This is a genomic window from Niallia sp. Sow4_A1 (genome assembly GCF_052116745.1).
GTDB classification, from domain to species: domain Bacteria; phylum Bacillota; class Bacilli; order Bacillales; family Cytobacillaceae; genus Niallia; species Niallia hominis.
Genome location: NZ_JBQKKM010000005.1, coordinates 120,068 through 144,599 on the forward strand (window position 1 = coordinate 120,068; position 24,532 = coordinate 144,599).

Annotated in this window: 22 protein-coding genes; 14 read left to right on the top strand and 8 right to left on the bottom strand. The window is 34.6% G+C overall.

The features are described from left to right. Window positions 1-13 precede the first annotated feature (13 nt). On the bottom strand, window positions 14-1,486 hold the full coding sequence (gene zwf, locus ACTQ5K_RS04700) for a glucose-6-phosphate dehydrogenase (RefSeq protein ID WP_031538393.1): 1,473 nt from the start codon (window positions 1,484-1,486) through the stop codon (window positions 14-16). Window positions 1,487-1,904: 418 nt separating this feature from the next. On the opposite strand from zwf, the gene rnz reads away from it, so the two are divergent. Further along, a complete protein-coding gene (gene rnz, locus ACTQ5K_RS04705) occupies window positions 1,905-2,819 on the top strand; it encodes a ribonuclease Z (protein ID WP_349205118.1) in 915 nt (304 codons plus the stop codon). A gap of 159 nt (window positions 2,820-2,978) precedes the next feature. Here rnz and proC read toward each other — a convergent pair whose 3' ends face one another. Next, window positions 2,979-3,815, bottom strand: a complete 837-nt coding sequence (gene proC / locus ACTQ5K_RS04710) for a pyrroline-5-carboxylate reductase (RefSeq protein WP_349205117.1) — start codon at window positions 3,813-3,815, stop codon at window positions 2,979-2,981. Window positions 3,816-4,227: 412 nt separating this feature from the next. Here proC and ACTQ5K_RS04715 point away from each other — a divergent pair, with 412 nt between their 5' ends. The 4 genes from ACTQ5K_RS04715 (at window position 4,228) to ACTQ5K_RS04730 (ending at window position 8,945) form a co-directional block, all read left to right on the top strand. Continuing rightward, on the top strand, window positions 4,228-5,337 hold the full coding sequence (locus ACTQ5K_RS04715; RefSeq protein WP_349205116.1) for a DUF1835 domain-containing protein: 1,110 nt from the start codon (window positions 4,228-4,230) through the stop codon (window positions 5,335-5,337). A gap of 171 nt (window positions 5,338-5,508) precedes the next feature. Then, window positions 5,509-6,303, top strand: coding sequence for an SDR family NAD(P)-dependent oxidoreductase (locus tag ACTQ5K_RS04720; protein ID WP_349205115.1), 795 nt, complete (start codon window positions 5,509-5,511; stop codon window positions 6,301-6,303). 209 nt (window positions 6,304-6,512) lie between these two features. After that, complete coding sequence (gene msrA, locus ACTQ5K_RS04725) at window positions 6,513-7,025, top strand: peptide-methionine (S)-S-oxide reductase MsrA (protein ID WP_349205114.1); 513 nt, start codon at window positions 6,513-6,515, stop codon at window positions 7,023-7,025. 207 nt (window positions 7,026-7,232) lie between these two features. Next, window positions 7,233-8,945: a methyl-accepting chemotaxis protein gene (locus ACTQ5K_RS04730; RefSeq protein ID WP_349205113.1), complete on the top strand. Its 1,713-nt coding sequence runs from the start codon at window positions 7,233-7,235 to the stop codon at window positions 8,943-8,945. A gap of 44 nt (window positions 8,946-8,989) precedes the next feature. Here ACTQ5K_RS04730 and ACTQ5K_RS04735 read toward each other — a convergent pair whose 3' ends face one another. Both ACTQ5K_RS04735 and ACTQ5K_RS04740 read right to left on the bottom strand, forming a co-directional pair. Then, the gene (locus ACTQ5K_RS04735) at window positions 8,990-9,901 is read right to left on the bottom strand and encodes an alpha/beta hydrolase (protein ID WP_031538381.1); all 912 of its coding nucleotides are present in this window, start codon (window positions 9,899-9,901) and stop codon (window positions 8,990-8,992) included. Window positions 9,902-10,163: 262 nt separating this feature from the next. Further along, complete coding sequence (locus ACTQ5K_RS04740; RefSeq protein WP_269320386.1) at window positions 10,164-10,295, bottom strand: hypothetical protein; 132 nt, start codon at window positions 10,293-10,295, stop codon at window positions 10,164-10,166. 129 nt (window positions 10,296-10,424) lie between these two features. On the opposite strand from ACTQ5K_RS04740, the gene ACTQ5K_RS04745 reads away from it, so the two are divergent. Both ACTQ5K_RS04745 and ACTQ5K_RS04750 read left to right on the top strand, forming a co-directional pair. Further along, window positions 10,425-10,871: an OsmC family protein gene (locus ACTQ5K_RS04745; RefSeq protein WP_349205112.1), complete on the top strand. Its 447-nt coding sequence runs from the start codon at window positions 10,425-10,427 to the stop codon at window positions 10,869-10,871. 29 nt (window positions 10,872-10,900) lie between these two features. After that, window positions 10,901-11,149 (top strand): YqkE family protein, encoded by a 249-nt coding sequence (locus ACTQ5K_RS04750; protein WP_031538377.1) that lies wholly within the window; start codon window positions 10,901-10,903, stop codon window positions 11,147-11,149. Window positions 11,150-11,198: 49 nt separating this feature from the next. Here ACTQ5K_RS04750 and ACTQ5K_RS04755 read toward each other — a convergent pair whose 3' ends face one another. The 4 genes from ACTQ5K_RS04755 to ACTQ5K_RS04770 form a co-directional block, all read right to left on the bottom strand. Further along, window positions 11,199-11,525: a hypothetical protein gene (locus ACTQ5K_RS04755; RefSeq protein ID WP_235252229.1), complete on the bottom strand. Its 327-nt coding sequence runs from the start codon at window positions 11,523-11,525 to the stop codon at window positions 11,199-11,201. Window positions 11,526-11,882: 357 nt separating this feature from the next. Continuing rightward, window positions 11,883-14,180 (bottom strand): transketolase C-terminal domain-containing protein, encoded by a 2,298-nt coding sequence (locus ACTQ5K_RS04760; RefSeq protein WP_235252797.1) that lies wholly within the window; start codon window positions 14,178-14,180, stop codon window positions 11,883-11,885. After that, window positions 14,181-15,194: a 2-oxoacid:acceptor oxidoreductase family protein gene (locus ACTQ5K_RS04765; RefSeq protein ID WP_349205111.1), complete on the bottom strand. Its 1,014-nt coding sequence runs from the start codon at window positions 15,192-15,194 to the stop codon at window positions 14,181-14,183. It lies immediately after the preceding gene. Window positions 15,195-15,477: 283 nt separating this feature from the next. After that, window positions 15,478-16,425: a substrate-binding domain-containing protein gene (locus tag ACTQ5K_RS04770; RefSeq protein WP_235249542.1), complete on the bottom strand. Its 948-nt coding sequence runs from the start codon at window positions 16,423-16,425 to the stop codon at window positions 15,478-15,480. A 185-nt stretch (window positions 16,426-16,610) separates the two neighbouring features. Between ACTQ5K_RS04770 and modA the strand changes: the two genes are divergently transcribed. From modA to nifK, 7 genes are all read left to right on the top strand, one after another. Then, window positions 16,611-17,402: a molybdate ABC transporter substrate-binding protein gene (gene modA, locus ACTQ5K_RS04775; protein WP_235249550.1), complete on the top strand. Its 792-nt coding sequence runs from the start codon at window positions 16,611-16,613 to the stop codon at window positions 17,400-17,402. A gap of 54 nt (window positions 17,403-17,456) precedes the next feature. Next, window positions 17,457-18,131: a molybdate ABC transporter permease subunit gene (gene modB / locus ACTQ5K_RS04780; protein ID WP_235249559.1), complete on the top strand. Its 675-nt coding sequence runs from the start codon at window positions 17,457-17,459 to the stop codon at window positions 18,129-18,131. A gap of 81 nt (window positions 18,132-18,212) precedes the next feature. Beyond that, window positions 18,213-18,848, top strand: a complete 636-nt coding sequence (locus ACTQ5K_RS04785) for an ATP-binding cassette domain-containing protein (protein ID WP_031538366.1) — start codon at window positions 18,213-18,215, stop codon at window positions 18,846-18,848. 355 nt (window positions 18,849-19,203) lie between these two features. Further along, a complete protein-coding gene (gene nifB / locus ACTQ5K_RS04790) occupies window positions 19,204-20,580 on the top strand; it encodes a nitrogenase cofactor biosynthesis protein NifB (protein WP_235249566.1) in 1,377 nt (458 codons plus the stop codon). Window positions 20,581-20,621: 41 nt separating this feature from the next. Next, window positions 20,622-21,497, top strand: coding sequence for a nitrogenase iron protein (nifH, locus tag ACTQ5K_RS04795; protein WP_031538364.1), 876 nt, complete (start codon window positions 20,622-20,624; stop codon window positions 21,495-21,497). 30 nt (window positions 21,498-21,527) lie between these two features. Continuing rightward, window positions 21,528-22,958 (top strand): nitrogenase molybdenum-iron protein alpha chain, encoded by a 1,431-nt coding sequence (gene nifD / locus ACTQ5K_RS04800; protein ID WP_235249568.1) that lies wholly within the window; start codon window positions 21,528-21,530, stop codon window positions 22,956-22,958. 20 nt (window positions 22,959-22,978) lie between these two features. After that, window positions 22,979-24,508: a nitrogenase molybdenum-iron protein subunit beta gene (nifK, locus tag ACTQ5K_RS04805; RefSeq protein WP_235249569.1), complete on the top strand. Its 1,530-nt coding sequence runs from the start codon at window positions 22,979-22,981 to the stop codon at window positions 24,506-24,508. Window positions 24,509-24,532: the final 24 nt, after the last annotated feature.

The following is a 24,532-nucleotide window of genomic DNA, read 5'->3' on the forward strand; positions in this document are numbered from 1 at the left end:
GAAAAAGTTTTACTTAGCAAACATCTACTTCAAATTGATTGACCGGCCACCAGAAGAAGCCATCTTTTTCTAATAACTCATCTGCCTCTTTTGGTCCCATTGTCCCTGATGCATAATTTGGGAATTGAGTAGAAGGAGTTTGTTCCCACGCTTGTGAAATTTTATCTACGTAGCTCCAAGATAACGCAACTTCATCCCAATGGGTAAAGTTTGTAGCATCACCGTGAAGGCTGTCATCAATTAGTTTCTCATAGGCTTCTGGTGTATTTATTCCTGCAATTCCTGTATTTGCATAGCTCAGTTTAATAGGTGTTGCTTCCATGTTTTGTCCTGCTTTTTTAGCATTTAAATGCAAAGTGATTCCTTCTTCTGGTTGAATATGAATGACAAGAAGGTTTGGTGTGATCTCTTGATCAGGTCGATTATATAGATTCATTGGGATATCTTTAAATTGAACAACAATCTTTGTTGATTTGCTTTCTAATCTTTTTCCTGTACGGATATAGAATGGAACGCCAGCCCAACGGAAGTTATCGATCATTACTTTACCAGCTACAAAAGTTTCAGTATTGGAATTAGGATCAACCATTTGTTCTTCACGGTAGCTTGGTACTTCTAAATCTTCTACTAATCCTTTGCCGTATTGTCCTCTTACAAAGTATTTGTCCATTTCCTCTACTTCAATTGGACGCATTGCACGGAAAACTTTTACTTTCTCTGAGCGAATTTCATCTGGAGTAAGTTTAATTGGCGGTTCCATTGCAAGAAGGGCAACCATCTGTAGCATATGGTTTTGAACCATATCACGAAGTGCGCCACTTGTTTCATAATATCTACCACGTTCTTCCACTCCAAGTACTTCACTTGAGGTTACTTGAATATTGCTGATATAACGGTTGTTCCACAGGTTTTCAAAAATCGCATTAGAAAAACGAATCGTTTCAATATTTTGAACCATTGCTTTTCCTAAGTAATGGTCAATTCGATATACTTCATCTTCAGAAAAAGCAGTACGGATTTGCTCATTCAGTTCTTTAGCGGATTCTAAGTCATGTCCAAATGGTTTTTCAATGATTAAACGTTTATATCCTTTTACATCCGTTAATCCATCCTGATTTAAATGAATCGCAATTGGTCCGAAGAATTCTGGTGCCATTGCTAAATAAAATACACGATTGCCGTTTAAGCTATATTTGACATCTAATTCATCTGCGATGTTTTTTAGCTCCGCATAAGAGCTTGAATCTGTAACATCATGAGAATGATAGCAGAAATAAGAAGCGAATGTCTCTAAGTCATCATTTTTAGAACCCGCAATGGCTTCAGACACAGAGTTAACAACATTTTGTTTGAACTGTTCTTGTGTTAACGTTCTTCTTCCTACACCTACCACGGCGAAATTTGCTAATTTACCTTTTTTATACAATCGATAAAGAGATGGGAAAAGCTTTCTATTGGCTAAATCTCCTGTAGCTCCGAAGATCATAATAAGTGCATTTGATGTTTGTTTTTCATTCACTTTCTTGTACCTCATTTCATTTATATATGTATGAAAATTTTTAAATTGCTGCTTTACAAAAGTACATTTTTCTTAAAATAAGACATGTACCTATACAGTTATAAAATTTTATCTTTTTCTGAAGGATAAGGCAACAGATTTGTTTGTAATTTTTGCAAATATTTTTACTATTTGTATTTTCAGCAGAAATTTTTCATTCATCCAACATGATATTACAATAGATTAGCAAAAGTTACTAGTTAAAAGATTTAGGAATTTGGATATTCCATCAGCTGTAAAGTATACTTAAGGCAACTATTCTGATTTAGTATTTAATGATACGGTTTTATTTATACAGCAGGATTAGGTACAACGAAGAAAAATGAAAGGGGATTATCGAGTAAATATGAAATTGCAATTTTTAGGAACGGGTGCAGGGATTCCGGCTAAATCGAGAAATGTTACAGCAATTGCTTTAAAGCTTTTAGAAGAAAAGGGTAGTATTTGGCTATTTGATTGTGGAGAAGCAACACAGCATCAAATTTTACATACAAGTATAAAACCAAGAAGAGTGGAGAAGGTGTTTATTACCCATTTACATGGAGATCACATCTATGGATTGCCAGGCTTTCTTTCGAGTAGATCTTTTCAAGGGGGAGAAACACCATTGACAGTATATGGACCAAAAGGAATTAGGGACTATATACAAACCAGTCTTGCTGTTAGTCAGACATACTTAAAATATGAGCTACGAGTCGTGGAGATAGAAGAAGGCGTAATCTTTGAAGACGATGATTTTATGGTAGAAGCAAAAATATTAGAGCATGGTGTAACAAGCTTTGGCTATCGTGTAATCGAAAAGGATCGCCCAGGAAAGTTAGATACCGTCAAATTATTGGAATATGGGATAAAACCAGGACCTATTTATAAAAAAATTAAAGATGGAGAAGACCTCAAGCTTGATGATGGTACAGTCATAAGCAGTCAAACTTTTCTTGGGCCGAATATTAAAGGAAGAATTATTACTATTTTAGGGGATACAAGAACGTGTAATGCTGCAGAAGTATTAGCTAAAGAAGCAAAAATATTGGTTCATGAAGCAACATTTTCTGAAAAAGAAGCTTCTATTGCCACCGAATATTATCATTCCACAACTGTACAAGCTGCCGAAACAGCGAAAAGGGCTAATGTTGATTGTCTGCTATTAACCCATATTAGTGCAAGATATGACCAATCGTTAACTATACAGCTATTGAGAGAAGCAAGAGGCATATTTCCTAATACATATATTGCAGAAGATTTTTCAGAGTTTGATATTTAGAAGAAAAAAGGCTGTTGTCACATTGAAGCCAACAGCCTTTGGTATTGTATGAATACATTAGAGTGATAGTCACTATTTATCCCACTGTGTCTTAAACACCAGTAATAAGATTTAAGCATATGAAATGCACAAAAATAGGTGGGAAATGGTTACTTTCCTTTATTTAGGAAGCTTCAAATCGTCCGTAAGTGCTTTTCCCATTCGTTTCGATTGGGCAGTTGCTTCTTGAATACATGTAATAAAGGCTTTTTGCACATCAAATTCCTCTAGTATTCTTATTCCTGCTTCCGTTGTTCCTCCAGGACTTGTCACATTTTTACGGAGCTCTAGAGGCGTTTTAGATGATTTTGCGATCATTTCAGCAGCACCAAGTAATGTTTGTATAATTAATGCATTAGCTACATCACGATCTAGCCCGATTGTAAGACCACCTTTCTCCATTGCTTCTACTAAGTAATAGATATATGCGGGACCGCTTCCTGAGAGCCCAGTTATTGCATCTAATTGTTCTTCCTCCACAAATGTAACGAAGCCAACAGTCTCAAACATCTCATGGACGAATTGTTTTTGCTCGTCTACCACAAAGGAGTTGAAGGAAATTCCAGTAGCAGATTTGCCAACTGTTGCCGATGTGTTTGGCATCGCTCGGGCAATTGGAACTTCTGTGCCGATTAATCGTTGTAGGCTGTCCATACTAACACCAGCGAGAACAGAAATTAGAAGGGTTTTTTCCGAGAGATAATCCTTCCATTGAGCAATTGCCTCCTTTACATCTTTCGGTTTCATTGCGAGAATGATGACATCTGCTTCTGGAATGATTTTTTCTAAGTTGAAGGAGTAATGAATGCCATAACGCTCCTGTAATTCAGTAAGTCTTTTGACATTCCCACGATTTGTGACAGTAATAGCGGTTGGTTCGATTATTTTGCTTGAAACTATTCCGGAAATTAATGCTTCGCTCATGGAACCAGCTCCAATGATAGCAAGATTGTTCATTTTCTTTCCTCCTTTTTATAATAATTACAGTTACTATGAAACAAGAAAAACCTCTCATCCAAAAGAAAGGACGAAAGGTTTTTTCCGTGGTACCACCTTAGTTTCCATATAAACAGCAAATGTGCATGTTTATACAACTCTTCACCGGTATCGACGGATTACGTTTGGGTTTGCCCAACTACTCCTAAGTAGGTGTAACGAAATGGACATTGATGTAGTTTTTCAGCCTTAGGAACTTCACTCTCTTGCAAGCCATTACCATCTACTATTCTTAATCATCGCATTCATTTTATAAATTTATTTGATTATGCAAGATGGAGGGCTTGTCTGTCAATAGAAAATTTGTGTAGTAGGAAAATTAGCTACAAAAATGTATAATTTAACTAAGTAAATTTAAATAAGGAGATTGCTAATGAAGAGTAGAACAAACGGTTCTTATGTATATTTTTTGATAGATGATCATCTCATTTATAGTTACAAAATCGAGTCACATACATATATTACTTTACATGACTTAAAGACCACAAACCATTCTGCTCTATATGAAATTAACAATAAACAAGCGTTTCAAGATTTTGAACATGAAAGTAGCGAAGCAGTTGTAGGTACTGGATTATTTTTAGATGAAGAGAGTTTAAAAGAATTAGTTACTCCTATTAATAAAGTAATCAAAAAACAAAAGAAGAGAGAGACAGTGAAAGAGAAGAAAGCGATTCATTTAGTTGCCTCACAACATATTGCAAGTAGATTAACTATGGACCTTAATGAGAATATCGAAGTAATTGGCTTAGATGCAGCCTTTATGTATGGTCCAATTCGTCAACTTGATGAGCATTATGGCCAAAGAGAACGGTCTGAATGGATTTTTGAAAACATAAATCGGGAATTTGAGGACGAAAATCCATACATGATTGCACTAGCTAATAAAATAAATAGTTTAGATGAAATCAATGACGAAAGACCCGTCTATATCTGGTGTGGGAATAATATCGAAGAACAGTTAGCATTAAGATTTTTTATCTTTATGTTGGAAAAAAAAACTAATTCCATTTCCATTATCAACACATCGGAAGCCCTTGAAAAAATAGCACCAACTGAAAAGTTAGTGGTAAATACTGCAGAAATAAAAAGCGGGATATTACAATCTATATTTGAACATATTGATAGCAGTTATGTTATTACAACAAATCAAAAAAAAAGATTTGGAATGGAGTGGCTATCAATAACAAACGCTGATGAGCTTTTAAGAATATGGGAAAATCAAGAGATTATACCGGTAAATCTGGGTTATTATGATCAAACAATTTTGAAAGTATGGAAAAGAATGTATGCGAAGGAAAGAATAGAATACATAATGGCTAGTCAGCTTATTTGGAAAACGATAGAGGAAGAGAATCTTTACATCGATCCTGACTTTCTTGAATATCGGATTCGCCACCTTGTATATGCAGGCGTGTTTGAGATGAAAGGTATCCCTAAGAATATGAGACGCTATTTTGTTTGTTTGAAAAAAGAAGCGTAAAGAGCTAGGTTGTTATTTTTTATTTTCTATGCAAATATAGTTATGAAAATTTCTCTTATCAAGAACGTGAAGATCAAGGACTAAATATAGACTATAATATTTTAACATAGTATTTGCTATTAAAAATAGTGCGCAGCATTTTTTCTATATGTTTGCGCTTTTTTGAGGTGAATGATGAAGGTATTAAAAGGAAAGAACATTGTCATTACAGGTGCTTCATCTGGCATAGGAGCGAAAATTGCTTTAAAAGTAGCTAGCTTGGGAGCTCGTCCCATTCTTCTTGCTCGATCAGAAGATAAGCTTGCTTCTATTTGCGAGAAAATAAATAATCAATTTCCCGTTAAAGCTATTTATTTTTCTTTAGATGTTAGCAATACGAACCAAGTAAAAGAAGTATTTGCGAAAATATATCAAGAGGTCGATTTTATTCATGTCTTGCTGAATAACGCAGGTTTTGGCATATTTGATATGGTGCATGAAGCCACTATGACGGATATTGATCATATGTTTCAAGTGAATGTGATGGGGGTTATAGCTTGTACAAAAGAAGTTTTGCCTTCTATGTTAGAAAAAAACAGTGGGCATATCATCAATGTCGCATCACAGGCAGGTAAATTAGCCACACCTAAATCGAGTGCCTATGCTGCGACAAAGCACGCTGTTTTAGGTTTTACAAATAGTTTAAGAATGGAAGTTTCTCCATTCCATATCAAAATTTCTGCTGTAAATCCAGGACCAATCGAAACGGCCTTTTTTACTACTGCAGACAAATCTGGAAACTATGTCAAAAATGTTCAAAAGTATATGCTATCGTCCGAAAAAGTAGCAGATAAAGTAACAAAATTAATCATTCACCCAAAACGTGAATTGAATCTTCCTGTTTGGATGAACTGGGGAAGTGTGTTATATAATTTATTTCCAGGGATTGCTGATAAGTTAGTGGGTGGTATCTTGAATAAAAAATAAACACACTAAAAATAAGGTGAATCTGTAACATAACCATAAACAACATCTTGAACTATATCATAAAGCTTGATAATGTTCCTTAATACAATAAAATAGTATCTTTCTCCAAAGTATTATATACTAATTTTAATCGAATAGGAGAGTTATAGATAATTTTCTTAAAATAATATGTTGAATAATTAATTGCAGCAGCTAGGGAGATGGGAATTATGGAAAAAGCAATGTTTGCAGGTGGATGTTTCTGGTGTATGGTATCTCCATTTGAAGAACAGCCAGGGATTGGAGGAATTGTTTCTGGCTATAGTGGGGGACATGTGGAAAATCCAACATATGAACAAGTTAAAACAGGAACAACTGGTCATTTTGAAGTCGTGGAAATTACATTTGATCCAGACTTATTCCCATATGAGCAGTTATTAGAATTGTATTGGCAACAAATTGATCCGACAGATCCAGATGGGCAATTTCATGATCGTGGACCTCAATATCGGTCAGCCATTTTTTATCATAATGATAAACAAAAAGAACTTGCTGAGAAATCGAAACAAGCAATGGCCGAAAGTGGAAAATTTAAGAAGCCAATTGTTACATTAATAGAACCAGCTGCGACATTCTATCCAGCTGAAGCCTATCATCAGGATTATCATAAGAAAAATAAGACGCATTATAAAGAAGATAGAGAAAAGTCTGGAAGAGATGTGTTTATTAAAGAGCATTGGTAAAAAGATAAAAGCGAATTTTGCTAAGCAAGCTATCTTTAATGATAGAATGTAGCAAAATTTGCTTTTTTGTATCTATTTAAGTTTTTTTACTATATTTTTTCCTGAAAGTTTCGTTATTCGAAATTTTTTTTGTTTTTTTAGGCTAAAGTATTGTCGATGTATGTCGATATGATAAAGGGATTAAATTAGTGAAATGAGGTAGCTTCAATGAGATTTTTACAAAATATTAATATTTCAAAAAAAATAATGATTATCATTATGTTTAGTGCAATAGCATTAATCTTAATCGGACTATTTGGGATATATGGCATGAAGGAAATGTCCAAAAACACTCAAAAGATGTATGAAGAAAAACTATTACCTAATACATATATTACAAAAATACAAAAATATCGATATACAAGCGATAGCTACATTATCGAGTTAATGATTACAGAAGATGAGAAGAAAAATCAGGAATTGTTAGAAGCAATAAAAAAGAATACGGAGGAGTCCGACAAGTATATTAAAAAACTTGATTCGATAAAACTATCAGAGGAAGAGGCAAAGGCATATAAGATATTTAAAGATGTTTCTGCTGGCTTTGATCAACTACAAGATCAGGTTATTTCTTTATCAATCAACAATTATAATGATTCAGCGTATAGTTTATATACTAAAAATTTACGAACTAAAACAAATGTTATCAATGAACAATTGGATGAACTTCAAAAAGCAAATGAGGAAAAAGCAGAACAGATATCCAATGAAAATAACAAGTATTATACGACAATGATCTATTTATCTTGGGGAGTTATAATTATAGCTGTAGTACTAGCTGTATTATTTGGTCTCTATATTTCTGCTATGATTGTCAACCCAATTAAACGTCTAAAAACTTTAATGGAAAGAGGAGGACAAGGAGATTTCTCAGAAAGGTCGAGTTATAAAGGGAAAGATGAAGTAGGTTCTCTATCTGATAGTTATAATAGGATGGCTGATGGAATGAAGGGCCTTATTGAAATGTTATCGGAAACATCCCATCATCTTGCTTCATCTTCTGAACAATTGAGTTCTAGTTCAGAAGAAAGTAGCAAAGCAAGTGAACATATTTCTGAAACGATTCAGGAGCTTGCCGAAGGTTCTGAAACACAAATGAGATTGATGGAATCAAGCTCAGCCGATATTCGTAATGTAAATGAAACGACTGGACTTATAACAGTACGTGCAAAAAAAGTGGCAGAAACAGCAGAGCAAACAGCAGAAGTATCGCTTGAGGGTGCGAAACGTATTTCAGAAGTAACGACACAAATGAAATCCATTAATAATAATGTGGTGACGCTTGCCGAATCAATAGCTACATTAGAATCTAGAATAAATCAAATATCCGATATTACAATGGTAATATCGGATATTTCTTCCCAAACCAATTTACTAGCATTAAATGCAGCAATCGAGGCAGCAAGAGCTGGCGAACAAGGAAAAGGTTTTGCAGTTGTTGCAGATGAAGTAAGGAAATTAGCAGAACAAACTGCTGGTTCTGCAGAGCAAATTACCAGCCTTATTAGTCAGATTCAAACTGATTCTAAGAATACTTCTTTATCGATGACAACTGCTGCAAATGATGTAGATACAGGATTAACAATTGTTCAAGATGCAGGAGAATCATTCCATAGAATCGAACAATCTGTGCAAGAACTAGTTATATTAGTAGAGGAAGTAAGTCAATCGCTTGATCAATTAAAAGAACATACTAATACGATTAATGGTTCGATTTTGGAAGTGAATTCAATGGCAAGTGAAGCAGCAGCTAGTACAGAAAACGTATCTTCAGCTACTGAAGAACAAGTAGCATCGATGCAGGAAATAGCAGCATCTTCGACTTCATTAGCACAACTCGCAACCGATCTACAGGATAAGATAAAACAATTTAAGATATAATAAGAAAGAGGAGACATGCTAAAGAAAAGCATATCTCCTTTTCTTTAATCACTTTTTACATATTCCGTTAAAAAGTCATCAATCGCTTTCTCATAGGCTTCTTTGTTCTCATTATAGCTTTGAGCATGAAATCCATTTACTGCGAAAAATAATTTTTTGGGACCCTGTTTTTTATCAAAAAGTTTTTGAGTCATTTCTGGCAGAATAAAATCATCTTTTTGACTATGGATAAATAACATTGGGCTTTTAATCTTATCAATAACGGAAATAGGAGAGATATCCTTTATGGAATATCGAGCCCTTGCTCGCAGAAATAAATTAGCAATGGGGATGAAGACTTTCCCAGGCAGTTTTATCTCCTGTTTAATTAGATAATTTAGCTGTTCGGTAAAATCCGAAAATGGACAATCTGCTATATAAAAGTCAGCGCCATCCTCAATTCCTCCAGCATAAAGAATCATCGTTGCAGCACCCATCGATTCCCCATGGATGCCTAAAATAATATCTTTTCCTTTTTCTCTTTTTACCCAGTCTACAATTTGTTTTAAATCAAATTTTTCATAATAACCGAAGCTTGTATTTTTTCCGCCAGATTCTCCGTGTCTACGATGGTCATAGATGATTCCATTAAAACCTCTTTCTAAAAATAAGTTCATGTATTTAATCGAACTCGTTTTATTTTCCGTTACTCCATGTGAGATGATGATATATTTCTTCGTATCATAAGGTTCCACTAGAATAGCTTTTAACTCATAGCCATAAGGAGAAGGAATTGTAATTTCTTGTTTAGTTAAATTTTCAAAAGAAACTGGATCATATCTGCCAGCTTCTTTCTCTCTTTTTAAAATAAAAGCATCATCCTTTTTCTTCATATACATTAATCGATTAGAACAATATACTCCAATGGATGTAATAAACAATAAGACAGAAAATAGATAACGAAACAGCTTTCTCAAACCGATTCCTCCAGTTAGTACAGAAATTTAGCAGAAACTAATTTGAGTGTATCACTTCTTCCAAGAGAAACAAAATAGACATTCGCTTCAATTATAAAAAAATAGACAAAGAATAGTGGCGCCTATGATAAAAAATCTTATGCAGAAATGATCAAATGGTTACATGATGGAACTAAAAGGGCGGAAGTTTATATATAGGAGGTAAGAAATAAAGAAAATCCTACACCCTCTTTAGGAATAGTAGAAGGTGTAAGATAAGTAGCTACTGTTTGGAGTTTTGTCTATTTGTCGGATGAATGGCTTTTTCCAAATCTTCTGCTGCGATTGTTTGTTTGACAGTATCTGCATTTGGTTTCCCAGCTTGGCTATACCCTTTTTCTCGTTTTTGACCCATTACTATCCCTCCTAAATGAATATAGTGATACTAGCAAGACTATTTGTGCTGTATCCAATTCTCTAATATAACTTGAGTAAAAAAATATGTTATTATACATACAGCATAGTAAAAAAGAAGGGTTGAATTATGGCAGAACATCATTTTTATTTAAAAGCAGATTGGCCAGGCTATCGTAATGATGTCGGTACAATTGAAAGTGGAAATTTAAAAACAAAAATATCGATTCCTAAAGAAATGGATGGTCCTGGTGTCGGTACAAATCCAGATGAAATGCTACTTGGTGCTGCAGCAACTTGCTTTATTATTACACTTGCAGCAATGATGGAAAGAAGTCGACTTGAAAAGGAAAGCTTAACATTAGAATCAGAGGCAGTGGTGGATGTGACAAACGGTGTATTCACTTATCAAAAAATTATTCATCGCCCGAAGATAATACTAAAAAAAGAGGCTACTGAAAGAGACATGAAGCTTGCAGCAAAACTTGCACAAAAAGCAGAAGAAAGCTGTATGATTACTAGAGCAATCAAAGGGAATGTGGAAGTCAAGCTAGATGAAACCATTGAGCTTGCATAGTAAAGAACAGATAGTTGGAGGATAAACGTATGGCAAAAAAGCGGAAAAATATCCAAAAAGAAAAACAACAAGATAAGCCTGTTACATTAGGTGATCTTCTGAATGATCAATTAGCAACTCAACTCAAAAATAAAAAACAAGAGCTTAAAGAACAAGAAGAGGCTAAGCTAAAAGCAGAAGAAGAAAGAAAACGGGAAGAACGAAGACAAAGAGAGAAAAATAAAAGCTTTGAAGAATTGTTAAATGAAAACTCCATGAACTGGAAAGATTTTAAATAGGAATTAAAAGGATACCTTGCTTTAGCTAATGGTATCCTTTCCTTATATCTTAAAAGCTATTTTTTTCATATCCCATGACTTTGGTGAAATCTGTTTCTTTTATAAGTTTATTTTCTGGTAAAAGTAATGCCTGAAATTCCCTAAATAATGCCTGAATCTCCACATTCTCATTGATAATAGCAATGTTCTTATGATAGTCTTCCTCACTAGAATAGGTTGTCATCTCCATCCATTTTGTTGGATCATCGTGACTTTGTAAGTAGGTTGTTTCTGTGTCCAGATAGTTTTTATAAATTTTACATGCTTTTTCTTGAATACGAAAATATTCATCCATTTTATCCTCTTGTATATGGAATTCATATACTTTTACATACATACTCTCTCTCCTTTTCCAATGTTATCGATTGTCTTGTATATATATTATCATGAATATAAATAATAATTATTGCTTAATCACTCTTCTTCAGTAGAACTTCTAGAAAAAAGATAATGCTTTTAAAAAAGTAATAGAGGAATTAACAAAAACGCAGCTACCAGAGTCAGAAATATTGGGTCTCGAATAAAGTATAGTAGTATAAATGGAAGGAACATAAAGTGATTAGGAAAGAATTCCATTGTTAAAACTATAAAAATAATGATCGAATAGTGGATAATTAATCACAAAAAAAGAAACATTAAAGGGATTGAATCTCCTCATTAATGTTTCTCTTATTTATTTACAAGTCTTATTTATTTAAAGTAACGGATGTTCATGCTTCATTTTTAATTTTGTCCATCTTTTTTCTACTTCTTGGTCAAAATCTTTTAGCATTTCTGTATTTTCATCTTTTAATAAATGCTTGGTTTTCCCCATATATTTCAACCACTCTGTTAAAGGAATTTTTTTATTTTTTTCTTCTGGGTTATAAGTAATGGTTGTTATACCATTTTCCACTTCATATAGTGGAAAGAAACATGATTGGACGGCTGCTTCCACTATTTTAGATCCGAATTTGTCATCTGTTTTCCAATTTAATGGACAATTAACAAGGATCTTCCCATAGACAGTACCAACATTTTGCGCATACCATTGTGCTTTTGCTCCTTTTTTTATTAAATCCAATGGAAAGGCTTCAGCTCCTGTAAATACATATGGAATATTTGTAGCAGCCATAATTTGCGCGGTATCTTTATGATGAAATCCTTTACCCTTTTGAGTACGTCCTATATTACTTGTACTAGTCATATGACCAATTGGAGTAGAATAAGACATTTGTGAACCAGTATTCATATAGCCTTCATTGTCGTATTCTAACATAATTAAATGATGATTTCTTAAAGCTGTTCCAATGGCTGACCCCATGCCAATATCCATTCCGCCATCACCAGTGACCATCACAAAAGTTGTATTATCAGCAATCTCTATTTCTCCTCTTTTTTGTAATTCCAAAAAGGCTTCTAATGTCCCCGATAATGTAGCAGGTCCGTTTTGAAATAAGTTATGCATCATTGTTTGCTTATGAGAAGTATGGGGGTAAGCTGTTGTCACTACATAAGCACAGCCAGTTTGGAATAATACAACAATATCTCCTTCAATGCCTTTAAAAAAGAGTTCAAGACCAGATAAAATTCCACAGCCAGGACAAGCCCCATGACCTGGAGCAAAACGTTTTGGTTTTGCAGTAAGGGTACGAAGGGGAGGAACTTTAACTTTTATAGTTTGTGTTTCTTCATCTTGGTTAACTTCAATTGATCCAGTATTAAAGTCGTCTTCTCCAAATTGTGGTTCCATCAATGGTTGTAATTTTTTATCTACCTCCCCTGGATAATGTCCATAATAATCAAACGTTTTAACAGTTTTCGATTGATTCATCGCTTCAATGGCGAAATTAAATAAATTTTCTGCATCATCTGCATAAAAATCTTTTCCGCCTAATCCAAAAACACGACTTAATACAATGGTTTTATTAGATTTATCTTCCTGCAAAGCGGATTTTACTTCATGTGTAATATTTGGACCATGTCCACCGTAAGAATCAGCACGTTCCCCAACTAACAGTGCCTTTACATTTCTTAAAGCTTTTCTAATTTCTTCTGCAGGAAAAGGACGAATTAGATTTGGACTAATTACCCCAGCTTTTATCCCTTTTTCACGTAATTGATCTACCACATCTTTAGCTGTTTCAGCGGCAGAATTCAGTAGGAACAATGCAACATCTGCATCATCCATTCTATATAGGTCTAACAGGGGATAGTGTCTCCCGGCAATTTTTTCGAATTCTTTTGAAACCTCTATAAAAACATCTTTTGCTCGGTAGATTGCTTCCGATTGTTGGAAGTGGTTGTTTAATAAATCATCACCATTCATGTGTGCGCCAATGGTAACTGGCTGCTTTGGATTTCGAATAGCTGGATATTCTGTTGGGCAAGGACCAACAAAACGTTGGACAACTTCTTTATCTTGAAAATAATGGACTTTTCTTTTTTGATGAGAGGTAAAAAAGCCATCATAAGCTACAATTACAGGTAATCGAACTTTTGAATGCTCGGCAATTTTTAAGGCCAAAATATTCATATCATAAACAGCTTGAGGCGTTCTTGCTGTTAAAATGACCCAACCTGTATTTAGAGCAAAATATAAATCTGAATGATCGCCTCTAATATCGAGAGGACCGCTTATCGCACGGGTAACAAGATTTAATACCATCGGAAATCTTGTGCCAGATTGGACAGGAAGTTGTTCAAGCATATACATAAAGCCATTGGCACTAGTGGCATTAATTACGCGGGCACCTGTTGCAGCTGCTCCGTAACATATTCCTGCAGATCCATGTTCTCCATCAGCTGGGATTAATTGTATGTCGTGTTCGCCCCTTGTTTTCATTTGATCTAAATATTGTGCAACCTCTGTAGATGGGGTTATAGGGAAATAGCCCATTATATGATAATTTATTTGCGCAGCAGCCATGGCAGCCATTTCATTTCCAGATTCGAATGTGGTTATTTGAACTGGTCTATTTTTGATTAACAGATCATTTTCTAATATAGACATTTAGGAAATCCCTCCTGAAATATACGGAAAATTTTGGGATACTTTGTTATCATGCGTGAATCCTTGTTTCTCTTGGATTGTACTCAGTGCACTTGTTGGACATGCTTCAATACATTTTAGGCACCCCTTACAATATTGATAATCTATTCCTTGTAATGTCATTATTTGCTTCCCACGCTTATTTACTCTTTTGTCCCATACAAAGCAGAGGTCTGGACAGACAGTATCACAAGAAGCACAATTAATACAACTTTCTTTGTCGAATTTTGGAATATAACCTTGGCGAGAGCCGCCTAAATCCTTTTCCATACTATTTCCTTGTGTCGTTAGGACACCGCCGATAGTTTGGGTCGCAAATCCTAATGATGAGAGAGGGCGAGAGAAAGTATTTTGATGAGTATCTTGAGGTGTTTCATATTTTTTAAATACAACTTCTTCATAGCCTCGGTCAAATGTTCTAATATTTGCTTCTACTAATTGAGGATATTTTTTCTCGAATGTCCTTTTAATAACATTCCTAATAGCTTCTGGGTCTAGAAAATCACATATGCGAAATAGAGCACCAAGCATTGCAGTGTTCACTCTTGTCTTTTCTTTAACCGCAATTTTAAGTGCATCAACGATAGCTAATGTACCGTGCTGAAGGTTTAAATCTCTTTTTACTTCGTCAAAAACTCTGGCAGAATTAACTAAAATAATTCCATCTGACTTTAGGCCACTTGATACATTTACGGTTTTATATAAGGCTTCATGAAACACGCCAATAACATGTGGCTCTTCAATAGGACTGTGGGCGCGGATATCTGTGGTGGCATCACAGAAACGAATGAAACTCTTTACAGGAGATCCTTTTTTTTCAGAACCATAGGAAGAAAAGTTAGACCCGTTTAATCCTAAGCCTAGAACACCAGCTTCTGCTAACATTTTGCCAGCCAAGTTTGCACCAAGACCTCCGATGGATTCTAACCGAATTTCATAGAAACCTAGTTCATTTTTTGTTGGTAATATAGACATTTTACTCCCCCTCTTTAGAAGTTAAATCAACAGATTGTCTATTCTTATAGTAGTATGAAAATTTAGAATTTTTAGTATAAACAATCAATATATCTATTTTAAGGGAAATTCAAAATTATAACTGTGTCAATTTTCGTAACTTTTTAGACGGTTTTAAATAAAAGTAGCACTTATTTATAAAAATATTCTCTTTCTGTCTATAATTCTACAAATCTATTTATACAGAAAAGTACCAAAACAAACTTAACGCTCTAGGAAAATAAGGAAGGCTCGTTTAATTCATTTATTGAGAATAAATAATCTTTCCCGTTTCAGAAATATCATACCCACCAGCTGAAAGTTCATTTTTTAGTTCCTTTGTTTTAAGTAATTCAACTACTAATTGAATAAGCTGCTCGTTTGCTGATGACCTTAAAATCACCAAATCGTAGTTTTCTTTTACAAGTGGTAAAAAATCAATTCCAGATGGATAATTGATTTTTTCCATTCCAATTCCAAAATCAGCCTTATTCTGTGCAATTCCGACTGCTACGCTAAAATGACTTGTAGCAACTTCTTCATAGCCATAAATAGATTGGATTGTAATATTATTCATTCTTAAATGTTCATCTAACAATGTTCTAGCACCTGATCCAATTTCGCGATTCAGTAATTTAATGTCAGAACGTTGTATATCTTGCCAACTAATAATTTTTTTTGGATTTCCATGTTTTACATAAAATCCAGCCCATCTGTTTATAAAACGAATAACAATAAAAGAATGACTTACTAATAGCTTTTTTAAATAGGGCAGATTGAAAGTGGAAGTTTCCCCATCAAATAAGTGAACACTGGCGATATCTACCTCCCCATTATACTGGCTAATGATTCCATTTAAACTGCTTGCGTATGAACGGAGAGGGCGGAAATAGTCTACGCTGTTATCCAAATGTCTTGAGAGTATATCTAAAGAAGGGTCTTGTCCACTAATTATGATGGACCGAATATTGGTAAAAGGATCATGAAAGTGATTGGGAGAAAGGATAGGCAATCTAGATGATTCATTTGTTGTGGGTTGTTTTTCTTTTGCATTCCATTTAAATTTCTCTAAGTCGGCTTCATCTACTCTCATTTGTCTGCCAACTCTATATGCAGCTAACTTCCCTTTTTTTATCAAGTCATAGACAGTTAGCTTTGAAACTTTGAGAATATCTGCAATTTCCTCCGTAGTATAAGATTTTTTGTGACTCATTTGTGAACACCTCGATTTTATTATTAGAATTTTCTGTATTTTATATTTACTAAGGTATTATTTATTCCTATAATCGTTATAACTAATTATAACTATTTATAACTAAATAGAATTAATTTCCTAGTTTCTTCTATTATATATAATACCTAGTTATAGTTAGATAAAAATAGAGTAGGAGGATCAAGATGAAAAATCAAGTTTGTATTTTTTTAGCCATTCTTATTTTGTTTATGTTACCAGGATGTAGCAACGATAAGGAGGCATCAGTTCAAAAGGAAAAGAAAGATGCAGTGGAACTATCGATTGCTGCTGCTGCAAGTTTAAAAGAAGCAGTGGGAGAATTACAAGATGCTTTTAAAAAAGAATACCCCCAAGTAACCATTACTGTCAATTTTGGTAGTTCTGGTCAATTAGCACAGCAAATACAACAAGGTGTGCCAGTTGATATTTTTTTATCTGCTGATCAAAAATGGATGAATATGCTAGAAGATGAGAATTTAATTGTAAAAGAAACGAGAAAGGATTTTACAGGCAATAAAATAGTTTTGATAGGAGAAAAAGATAGTGATAAAGATTTCTTAACTTTTGAAAATTTAAAAGGGGATGAAATGGGACAAATTGCTATAGGAGATCCAGATAGTGTACCTGCTGGAACATATACGAAAGAAGTTCTAGAAAATCTGGGTAAATGGGAAGAGCTTAAAAATAAATTTGTTTACGGAAGTGATGTAACACAAGTATTAACCTATGTTGAATCAGGAAATACAGATATTGGATTTGTGTATTCATCTGACGCACTTATTTCAGAGAAGGTACAAGTTTTAGCAGAAGCAGATTCCTCTTTGCATACACCGATTATTTATCCTGCCGCAGTATTAACTGACTCCACAACACAAGACACAGCAAACAAATTTATCGAGTTTCTACTTTCAGAACAGGCACAAACCATTTTAGCTGAATACGGATTTATTAAATAAATTTAATAAGCGAAAGGAGAAAGTTCTCTAGTATTCGAGGGAGAATATAAAAAGATGGATTATACACCCTTATTCTTATCGTTAAAAGTAGCTTCCATTGCCACAATTATTGTTTTTATTTTAGGTACTTTTGGTGCAAGAGCAATTGCTAGAGAAGATTTTTTGGGGAAAAGTGTGTTAGAAGCAATTATATTGTTACCACTAGTTTTGCCACCAACCGTTGTTGGGTTTGCCCTGTTATACCTTTTTGGGAAAAATGGTATATTCGGGAAATTATTATTTGAGTCGACTAATATACAAATTGTATTCACATTGTTCGGAGCAATCCTTGCAGCGATTGTCGTTGCTTTCCCACTTATGTATCAAAGTGCTTCTGCTGCCTTCCAAAATTATGACAAAAATATTGAAAATGCTGCAGTAATCATGGGAGCAAGTAAGTTTAAAGTATTTTGGACCATTTCGTTTCCACTAGCCTGGCCAGGATTATTAGCAGGGGTTGTTCTCACATTTGCTAGATCACTTGGTGAGTTTGGTGCGACATTAATGATTGCTGGCTTTATTCCAGGTAGAACAAATACAATTCCAGTTGAAATCTACTTCGCTGTACAAGCTGGGAATACTTCTACAGCATCTTTTTGGGTGGTAATTTTAATTGTATTGGGTTTAGTTGCGAATATCTGGTTGAATTGGTGGAGCAAAAGAAATTTATTAAAATATAAAACAGATTAATAATCAAAGACTTTCATTTACAAAGATTAAGAGGTAATCAATTTAGGTAGAAATATTCCAAAAATAAAACAGGTGATATTAATGCTTATGTTAAACATGAAGAAGCAATTACAACATTTCACGATTCAGTTGCAATTTGAATCCAAAGATGACATTTTAATCCTTTTTGGTCCTTCTGGATCTGGTAAAACAACCGTTCTGAATTGTATTGCTGGATTAGATGTACCTGATGATGGGTTGATAAAATTTAACGAGCAGACTTTTTTTGAAAAAAATCGAGGAGTAATGCCGATTCAAAAAAGAAAACTAGGTTATTTATTTCAAGATTTTGCCCTTTTTCCCCATATGACCGTTGAAAAAAATATCACCTATGCAATGAAAAGTCAGTCGTTAGTAGATCATCTTGTCCAAGTAATTGGGATAGAACATTTGCTGAAAAAGTATCCAAGACAAATTTCAGGTGGGGAAAAACAACGAGTGGCTTTAGCCAGAGCCTTATCAACAGAACCACAATTATTATTGCTTGATGAACCATTTTCTAGTTTGGATCAATTTACGAAAAATGTTTGCTATGAAGAATTGAAAAGACTTCATCAGCTATGGAAAATCCCGATAATTATGGTTACACATGATTATGAGGAGGCAAAGATTTTAGGCAATCGCATTTTGTATATGAAGTATGGAAAATTGCAGGAAATGGAGTATTTAAATCAATAAAGTTAGAAAGAGGGATTTTGCTCATGAAAGCAAAATCCCTCTTTCAAATAAATTAGGAATTAAGAACTATTTTTTCTGGATATTTGTGTGAATGTTACAAAATTATGAATAAAAATGCAATTTGTAATCGATTGCAAGAAAAAACCCTGTAAAATAATCTGACAATTATATTGAATTTTGAATTTACAGAAAATAATATCTTAGGTAATCAGCGAAAGAATTCCATATATTTACATTAATAATATGGAGATGTTGGAAACCTCTTAGAAATTTTAAAAGGAAGGGGGATGAGAAAGGGAATTACTAGAAACAAGAAATGCATTCGTGTATCAATTTATTTCAGGGAGGAGAGAGTGTGAAAACGATTAATCAAGAAGTGGAAGATCGCATTGCCCGTCATCCCTGCTATAGCGAGGATGCACATCATCATTTTGCCCGCATGCATGTAGCAGTGGCACCTGCATGTAATATTCGTTGCAATTACTGCAGTCGTAAATTTGATTGTGCAAACGAAAGTAGACCGGGAGTTGTTAGTGAAGTATTAAAGCCAGAAGAAGCAGTAAGAAAAGTGTTAGTAGTAGCAGGGGAGATTCCGCAGTTATCAGTAGTTGGGGTTGCTGGACCTGGAGATCCATTGGCTAATCCAGAAAAGACTTTTGCAACTTTTCGTGGGGTGGCAGAAAAGGCACCAGAACTAAAACTTTGCTTAAGTACAAATGGATTAAGACTTTTAGAATTTATCGATCAGATTCAAGAATTAAATATTGATCATGTAACGATAACGATTAATGCAGTTAATCCACAGATCGGGCAGCATATATACTCGTATATTTTTTATGAAGGTAAAAAATACAAGGGAATTGAGGCTGCTGAAATTCTAATTAATAATCAGTTGAAAGGGCTAGAAGCACTGACTGAAAAAGGGATTCTATGTAAAGTAAACTCAGTATTTATTCCAGGAATAAACGATCAGCATATGGAGGAAATTTCGAAGGCAGTGAAGAAAAGGGGAGCGTTTGTCCATAATATCATGCCTTTAATTGTTACTCCTGATACAGTTTTTGAAAGAAATGGAGTTAGGAACCCAACATCTAAAGAAATACAAGAAATACAAGAAAAATGTTCTGGAAGTTTGAAAATGATGAAACATTGCCGTCAATGCAGAGCTGATGCAATTGGATTGCTGGGAGAAGACAGAAGTGCACAATATACCAAGGACAAGATTATGAATGTTCCGATTCAATATGACCCAATAGCAAGAGAAACAATTCAGCAAGAACTTGAGTTGAAAGTGAAAGAAAAAAGCAAGAAAAAACAAGAACGAGAGGCATTAAAACAAAGAAAAATAGAATCAGGTTCTTCAAGTCTTAGAATAGCTGTAACGACAAGAGGGAATGCAAGAGTCAATCTTCATTTTGGGCATGCGAAAGAATTTTTGGTTTTTGATGTGAAAGAAAAAGAAATTAAGTTTGTCGGTGTTAGGAAGGTTCAGTCTTATTGTGTTGGAAAAGTCGGTTGCAATACAAAACAGGTTCCAATACTTGCAGAAACCGCTGAGATTTTAAAAGATTGTCAGATGTTAATTAGTTCTGGCATTGGCAAAGCACCTCAAAAGTATTTGCAGGATAGAGGAATAGTTTCCATTATCCAATCAGGAAACATTGAAGAATTGCTTTATGAGAGTAGTAAATATTACAAGTATATGAACCATATGTCAGTAGAATATGTTTAATTCATTTGGGAAGTTTTAATTAAAATGGAGGGGGAATTACAATGCGTCAAATCGCTTTTTATGGAAAAGGTGGAATTGGAAAATCAACTACATCACAAAATACCTTAGCACAATTAGCAACAAAATTTGGTCAAAAAATTATGATTGTGGGATGTGATCCTAAAGCAGACTCCACTCGTTTAATTCTAAATACGAAAGCACAAAGTACAGTTTTAGAACAAGCAGCAGAAATGGGAACAGTAGAGGATCTAGAATTAGAAGATGTCATCGCAAAAGGTTATGGCGATATCCTATGTGTGGAATCAGGTGGACCAGAACCAGGGGTTGGCTGTGCTGGACGTGGAATTATTACCTCTATTAATTTTTTAGAGGAAGAAGGAGCTTATGAAGGATTAGATTTTGTTTCTTATGATGTATTAGGGGACGTTGTATGTGGTGGTTTTGCAATGCCAATACGTGAAAATAAAGCGCAAGAAATTTATATTGTTTGTTCAGGTGAAATGATGGCGATGTATGCAGCAAATAATATTTCTCGCGGTATTTTAAAATATGCAAATAGTGGCGGTGTACGATTAGGTGGATTAATTTGTAATAGCCGTAATACGGACAGAGAAGCAGAGCTAATTTCAGAGCTTGCCCGCCGTTTAAATACACAAATGATTCATTATGTTCCACGCAATAATGTCGTCCAGCATGCTGAATTGCGTAAGATGACAGTTGCTCAATACAAACCAGAAGACCAGCAAGCAAAGGAATATGAATATTTAGCACAAAAAATATTGGAAAACGATATGATGACGATTCCTACGCCAATAGAAATGGAAGAGCTAGAATCCCTATTAATGGAATTTGGTGTTATTGAGGATGAAGAAACAGCAATCAAAAAATTAGAAGAGCAAGAAGCAGCTACTAAATAAAAGAGATTACTAGAAAAGAGGTGAGATTTGATGAGTACAAAAGTTGAGGAGAGTCAGGCATTAATTGATGAGCTGTTAGAGGTTTATCCGGAAAAAACAAAAAAATTCCGAAAAAAACATTTTCAAATTGCCGATGAAGAGACAATCGAATCTGGCAAATGTTCTATTAAATCCAATATCAAATCACGTCCTGGCGTTATGACCATTCGTGGATGTGCTTATGCAGGTTCAAAGGGAGTTGTTTGGGGACCGATTAAGGATATGATTCATATTAGCCATGGACCAGTAGGGTGTGGCCAATATAGCTGGGGAACCCGAAGAAACTACGCAAACGGTAAGTTGGGCATAAATAATTTTACCGCGATGCAAATAACTAGTGATTTCCAAGAGAGAGATATTGTATTTGGTGGAGATAAAAAGTTAGAGGCATTATGTAGAGAAGTGAAAGAGATGTTCCCACTTGCAAAAGGAATTTCCATTCAATCTGAATGTCCTGTTGGATTAATTGGTGATGATATTGAAGCGGTTGGGAAGAAAATGACCAATGAGCTGGGGATTCCAGTTATTCCAGTTCGTTGTGAAGGATTCCGAGGAGTTAGTCAGTCACTTGGCCATCATATTGCAAATGACACTATTAGAGATCACGTTATGGGTACTCGAGAACTGGCAGAGTCGGGTCCATATGATGTAGCTATTATTGGAGACTATAATATTGGTGGAGATGCATGGGCTTCCCGCATTCTTTTAGAAGAGATTGGCTTGAGAGTTATTGCTCAATGGTCAGGAGATGGATCCATCAATGAATTAGGAATTACCCATAAATCAAAATTAAATCTGATACATTGTTATCGCTCCATGAACTATATGGCTACAACATTAGAAGAAAAGTATGGTATTCCTTGGATGGAATATAACTTCTTTGGACCAACGAAAACAATAGAAAGTTTGCGTGCGATTGCGGCCCATTTTGATGAAACAATTCAAGAAAATGCAGAAAGAGTAATAGCTAAATACCAACTTGAGATGGATGAAATCATTCAAAAATATCGTCCTCGGTTAGAAGGGAAAAAAGTAATGCTCATTATTGGTGGATTGCGTGCCCGCCATACTATCGGTGCTTATGAAGATTTAGGGATGAAAATTGTAGCGACTGGATATGAATTTGCACATAAGGATGATTATGAGAAAACACTATCAGAATTACATGATGGAACCATATTGTATGATGATCCAACTGCATATGATATAGAATTTCTATCAGATAAATTAGATATAGATTTAATGGGTGCTGGTGTAAAAGAAAAATACGTTTATCATAAATTGGGAATTCCATTTAGACAAATGCATTCATGGGATTATAGCGGTCCTTATCATGGGTTTGATGGATTTAAAGTATTTGCAAAAGACATGGATACTGCTATAAATAGCCCTGTTTGGGATCTATTGGCAGCACCATATTAAGTAAAGGAGGGGGGATAATTATGGCAAAAAATCCTGAAATTCAAGATCATAATACTTTATTTCAGAGTGAGAAATATAAAAAACAAGCAGAAAATAAACTGCTATTTGAAGCGCCATGTTCTATACAGGAAGTAGAAGAAACAGAAGATTATTTAAAAACGGAAGAATATAAAGATATAAACTTTAGCAGAGCTGCAGCTACCATTAACCCTGCAAAAGCTTGTCAACCTCTAGGGGCAGTATTAGCAGGTTTGAGTTTTGAAGGAACACTTCCTTTTGTTCACGGTTCTCAAGGCTGTGTAGCCTATTTTCGTAGTCACTTTGCTCGGCATTTTAAAGAACCTGTACCAGCAGTTTCTTCGTCTATGACGGAAGATGGAGCTGTATTTGGAGGAATGAGAAATTTAATTGAGGGGCTTCAAAATAGTAGCGCCTTATATAAACCGAAAATGATTGCAGTAAGTACAACTTGTATGGCAGAAGTTATTGGGGATGATTTAAGTGCATTTATTGAGAATGCACGGATAGAAGGAGCAATCGATAAAGAATTTCCAGTTCCGTTTACCAATACTCCTAGTTTTGTAGGATCTCATATTCATGGTTATGATTCTATGATGCGCTCGATACTTTCCTACTTGTCCGAGAAAAAAGGAGATATAGAAAATAAGGTTCCTACAGATAAAATAAATATTATTCCTGGATTTGATACGTATACAGGTAATTTCGCAGAACTAAAAAGAATTTTAGAACTTATGAATGTAGATTATACCATTCTAGGTGATCATAGTGGCAATTTAGATTCTCCAGCAAATGGTGAATATAACTATTACTATGGTGGCACCAAATTAGAAGATGTTGCACAGGCTCCAAATGCAAATGGAACTATTTTGCTACAAAAATATTCTACTAAAAAAGTAGAAAAGTATATTAAGACATCATGGCATCAAAAAACGATTTCATCGTGGATGCCGATAGGAATTAAAAATACAGATACTTTATTAGAAAACATTAAACAATTGTCTGGTAGAGATATACCAGCTGTTCTCAAAGAAGAACGCGGAAGAATAGTAGATGCTTTAACTGATTCCCATGCCTATTTACACGGTAAGCGTGTAGCCTTGGCAGGAGATCCAGACTTACTACTTGGGTTAATCTCCTTTTGCTTGGAAGTTGGGATTGAACCAATTCATATCGTTTGCACGAATGGAGATAAAAAATTCAAAAAGGAAGCTGAAGAGCTTTTATTAAAAAGTCCATATGGTATTGACGGAAAAGTTCACATAGGAAAAGATTTATGGCATATGCGATCTTTATTGTTAACAGAACCCGTTGATTTTGCAATAGGTAGTACACATATGAAGTATTGTGCAAAAGATGCTAAAATTCCTTTGGTAAGAATCGGTTTTCCAATTTTTGATCGTCATCACATGCATCGATATCCAATTATCGGTTATCAAGGGACATTAAATGTATTGACGTTAATTGTTAATACTATATTGCAACAATTAGATGATGAGGCACCAGATCATAGCTATGATACAGTACGGTAAGTAAGAATTGTCAGCGGGATATCT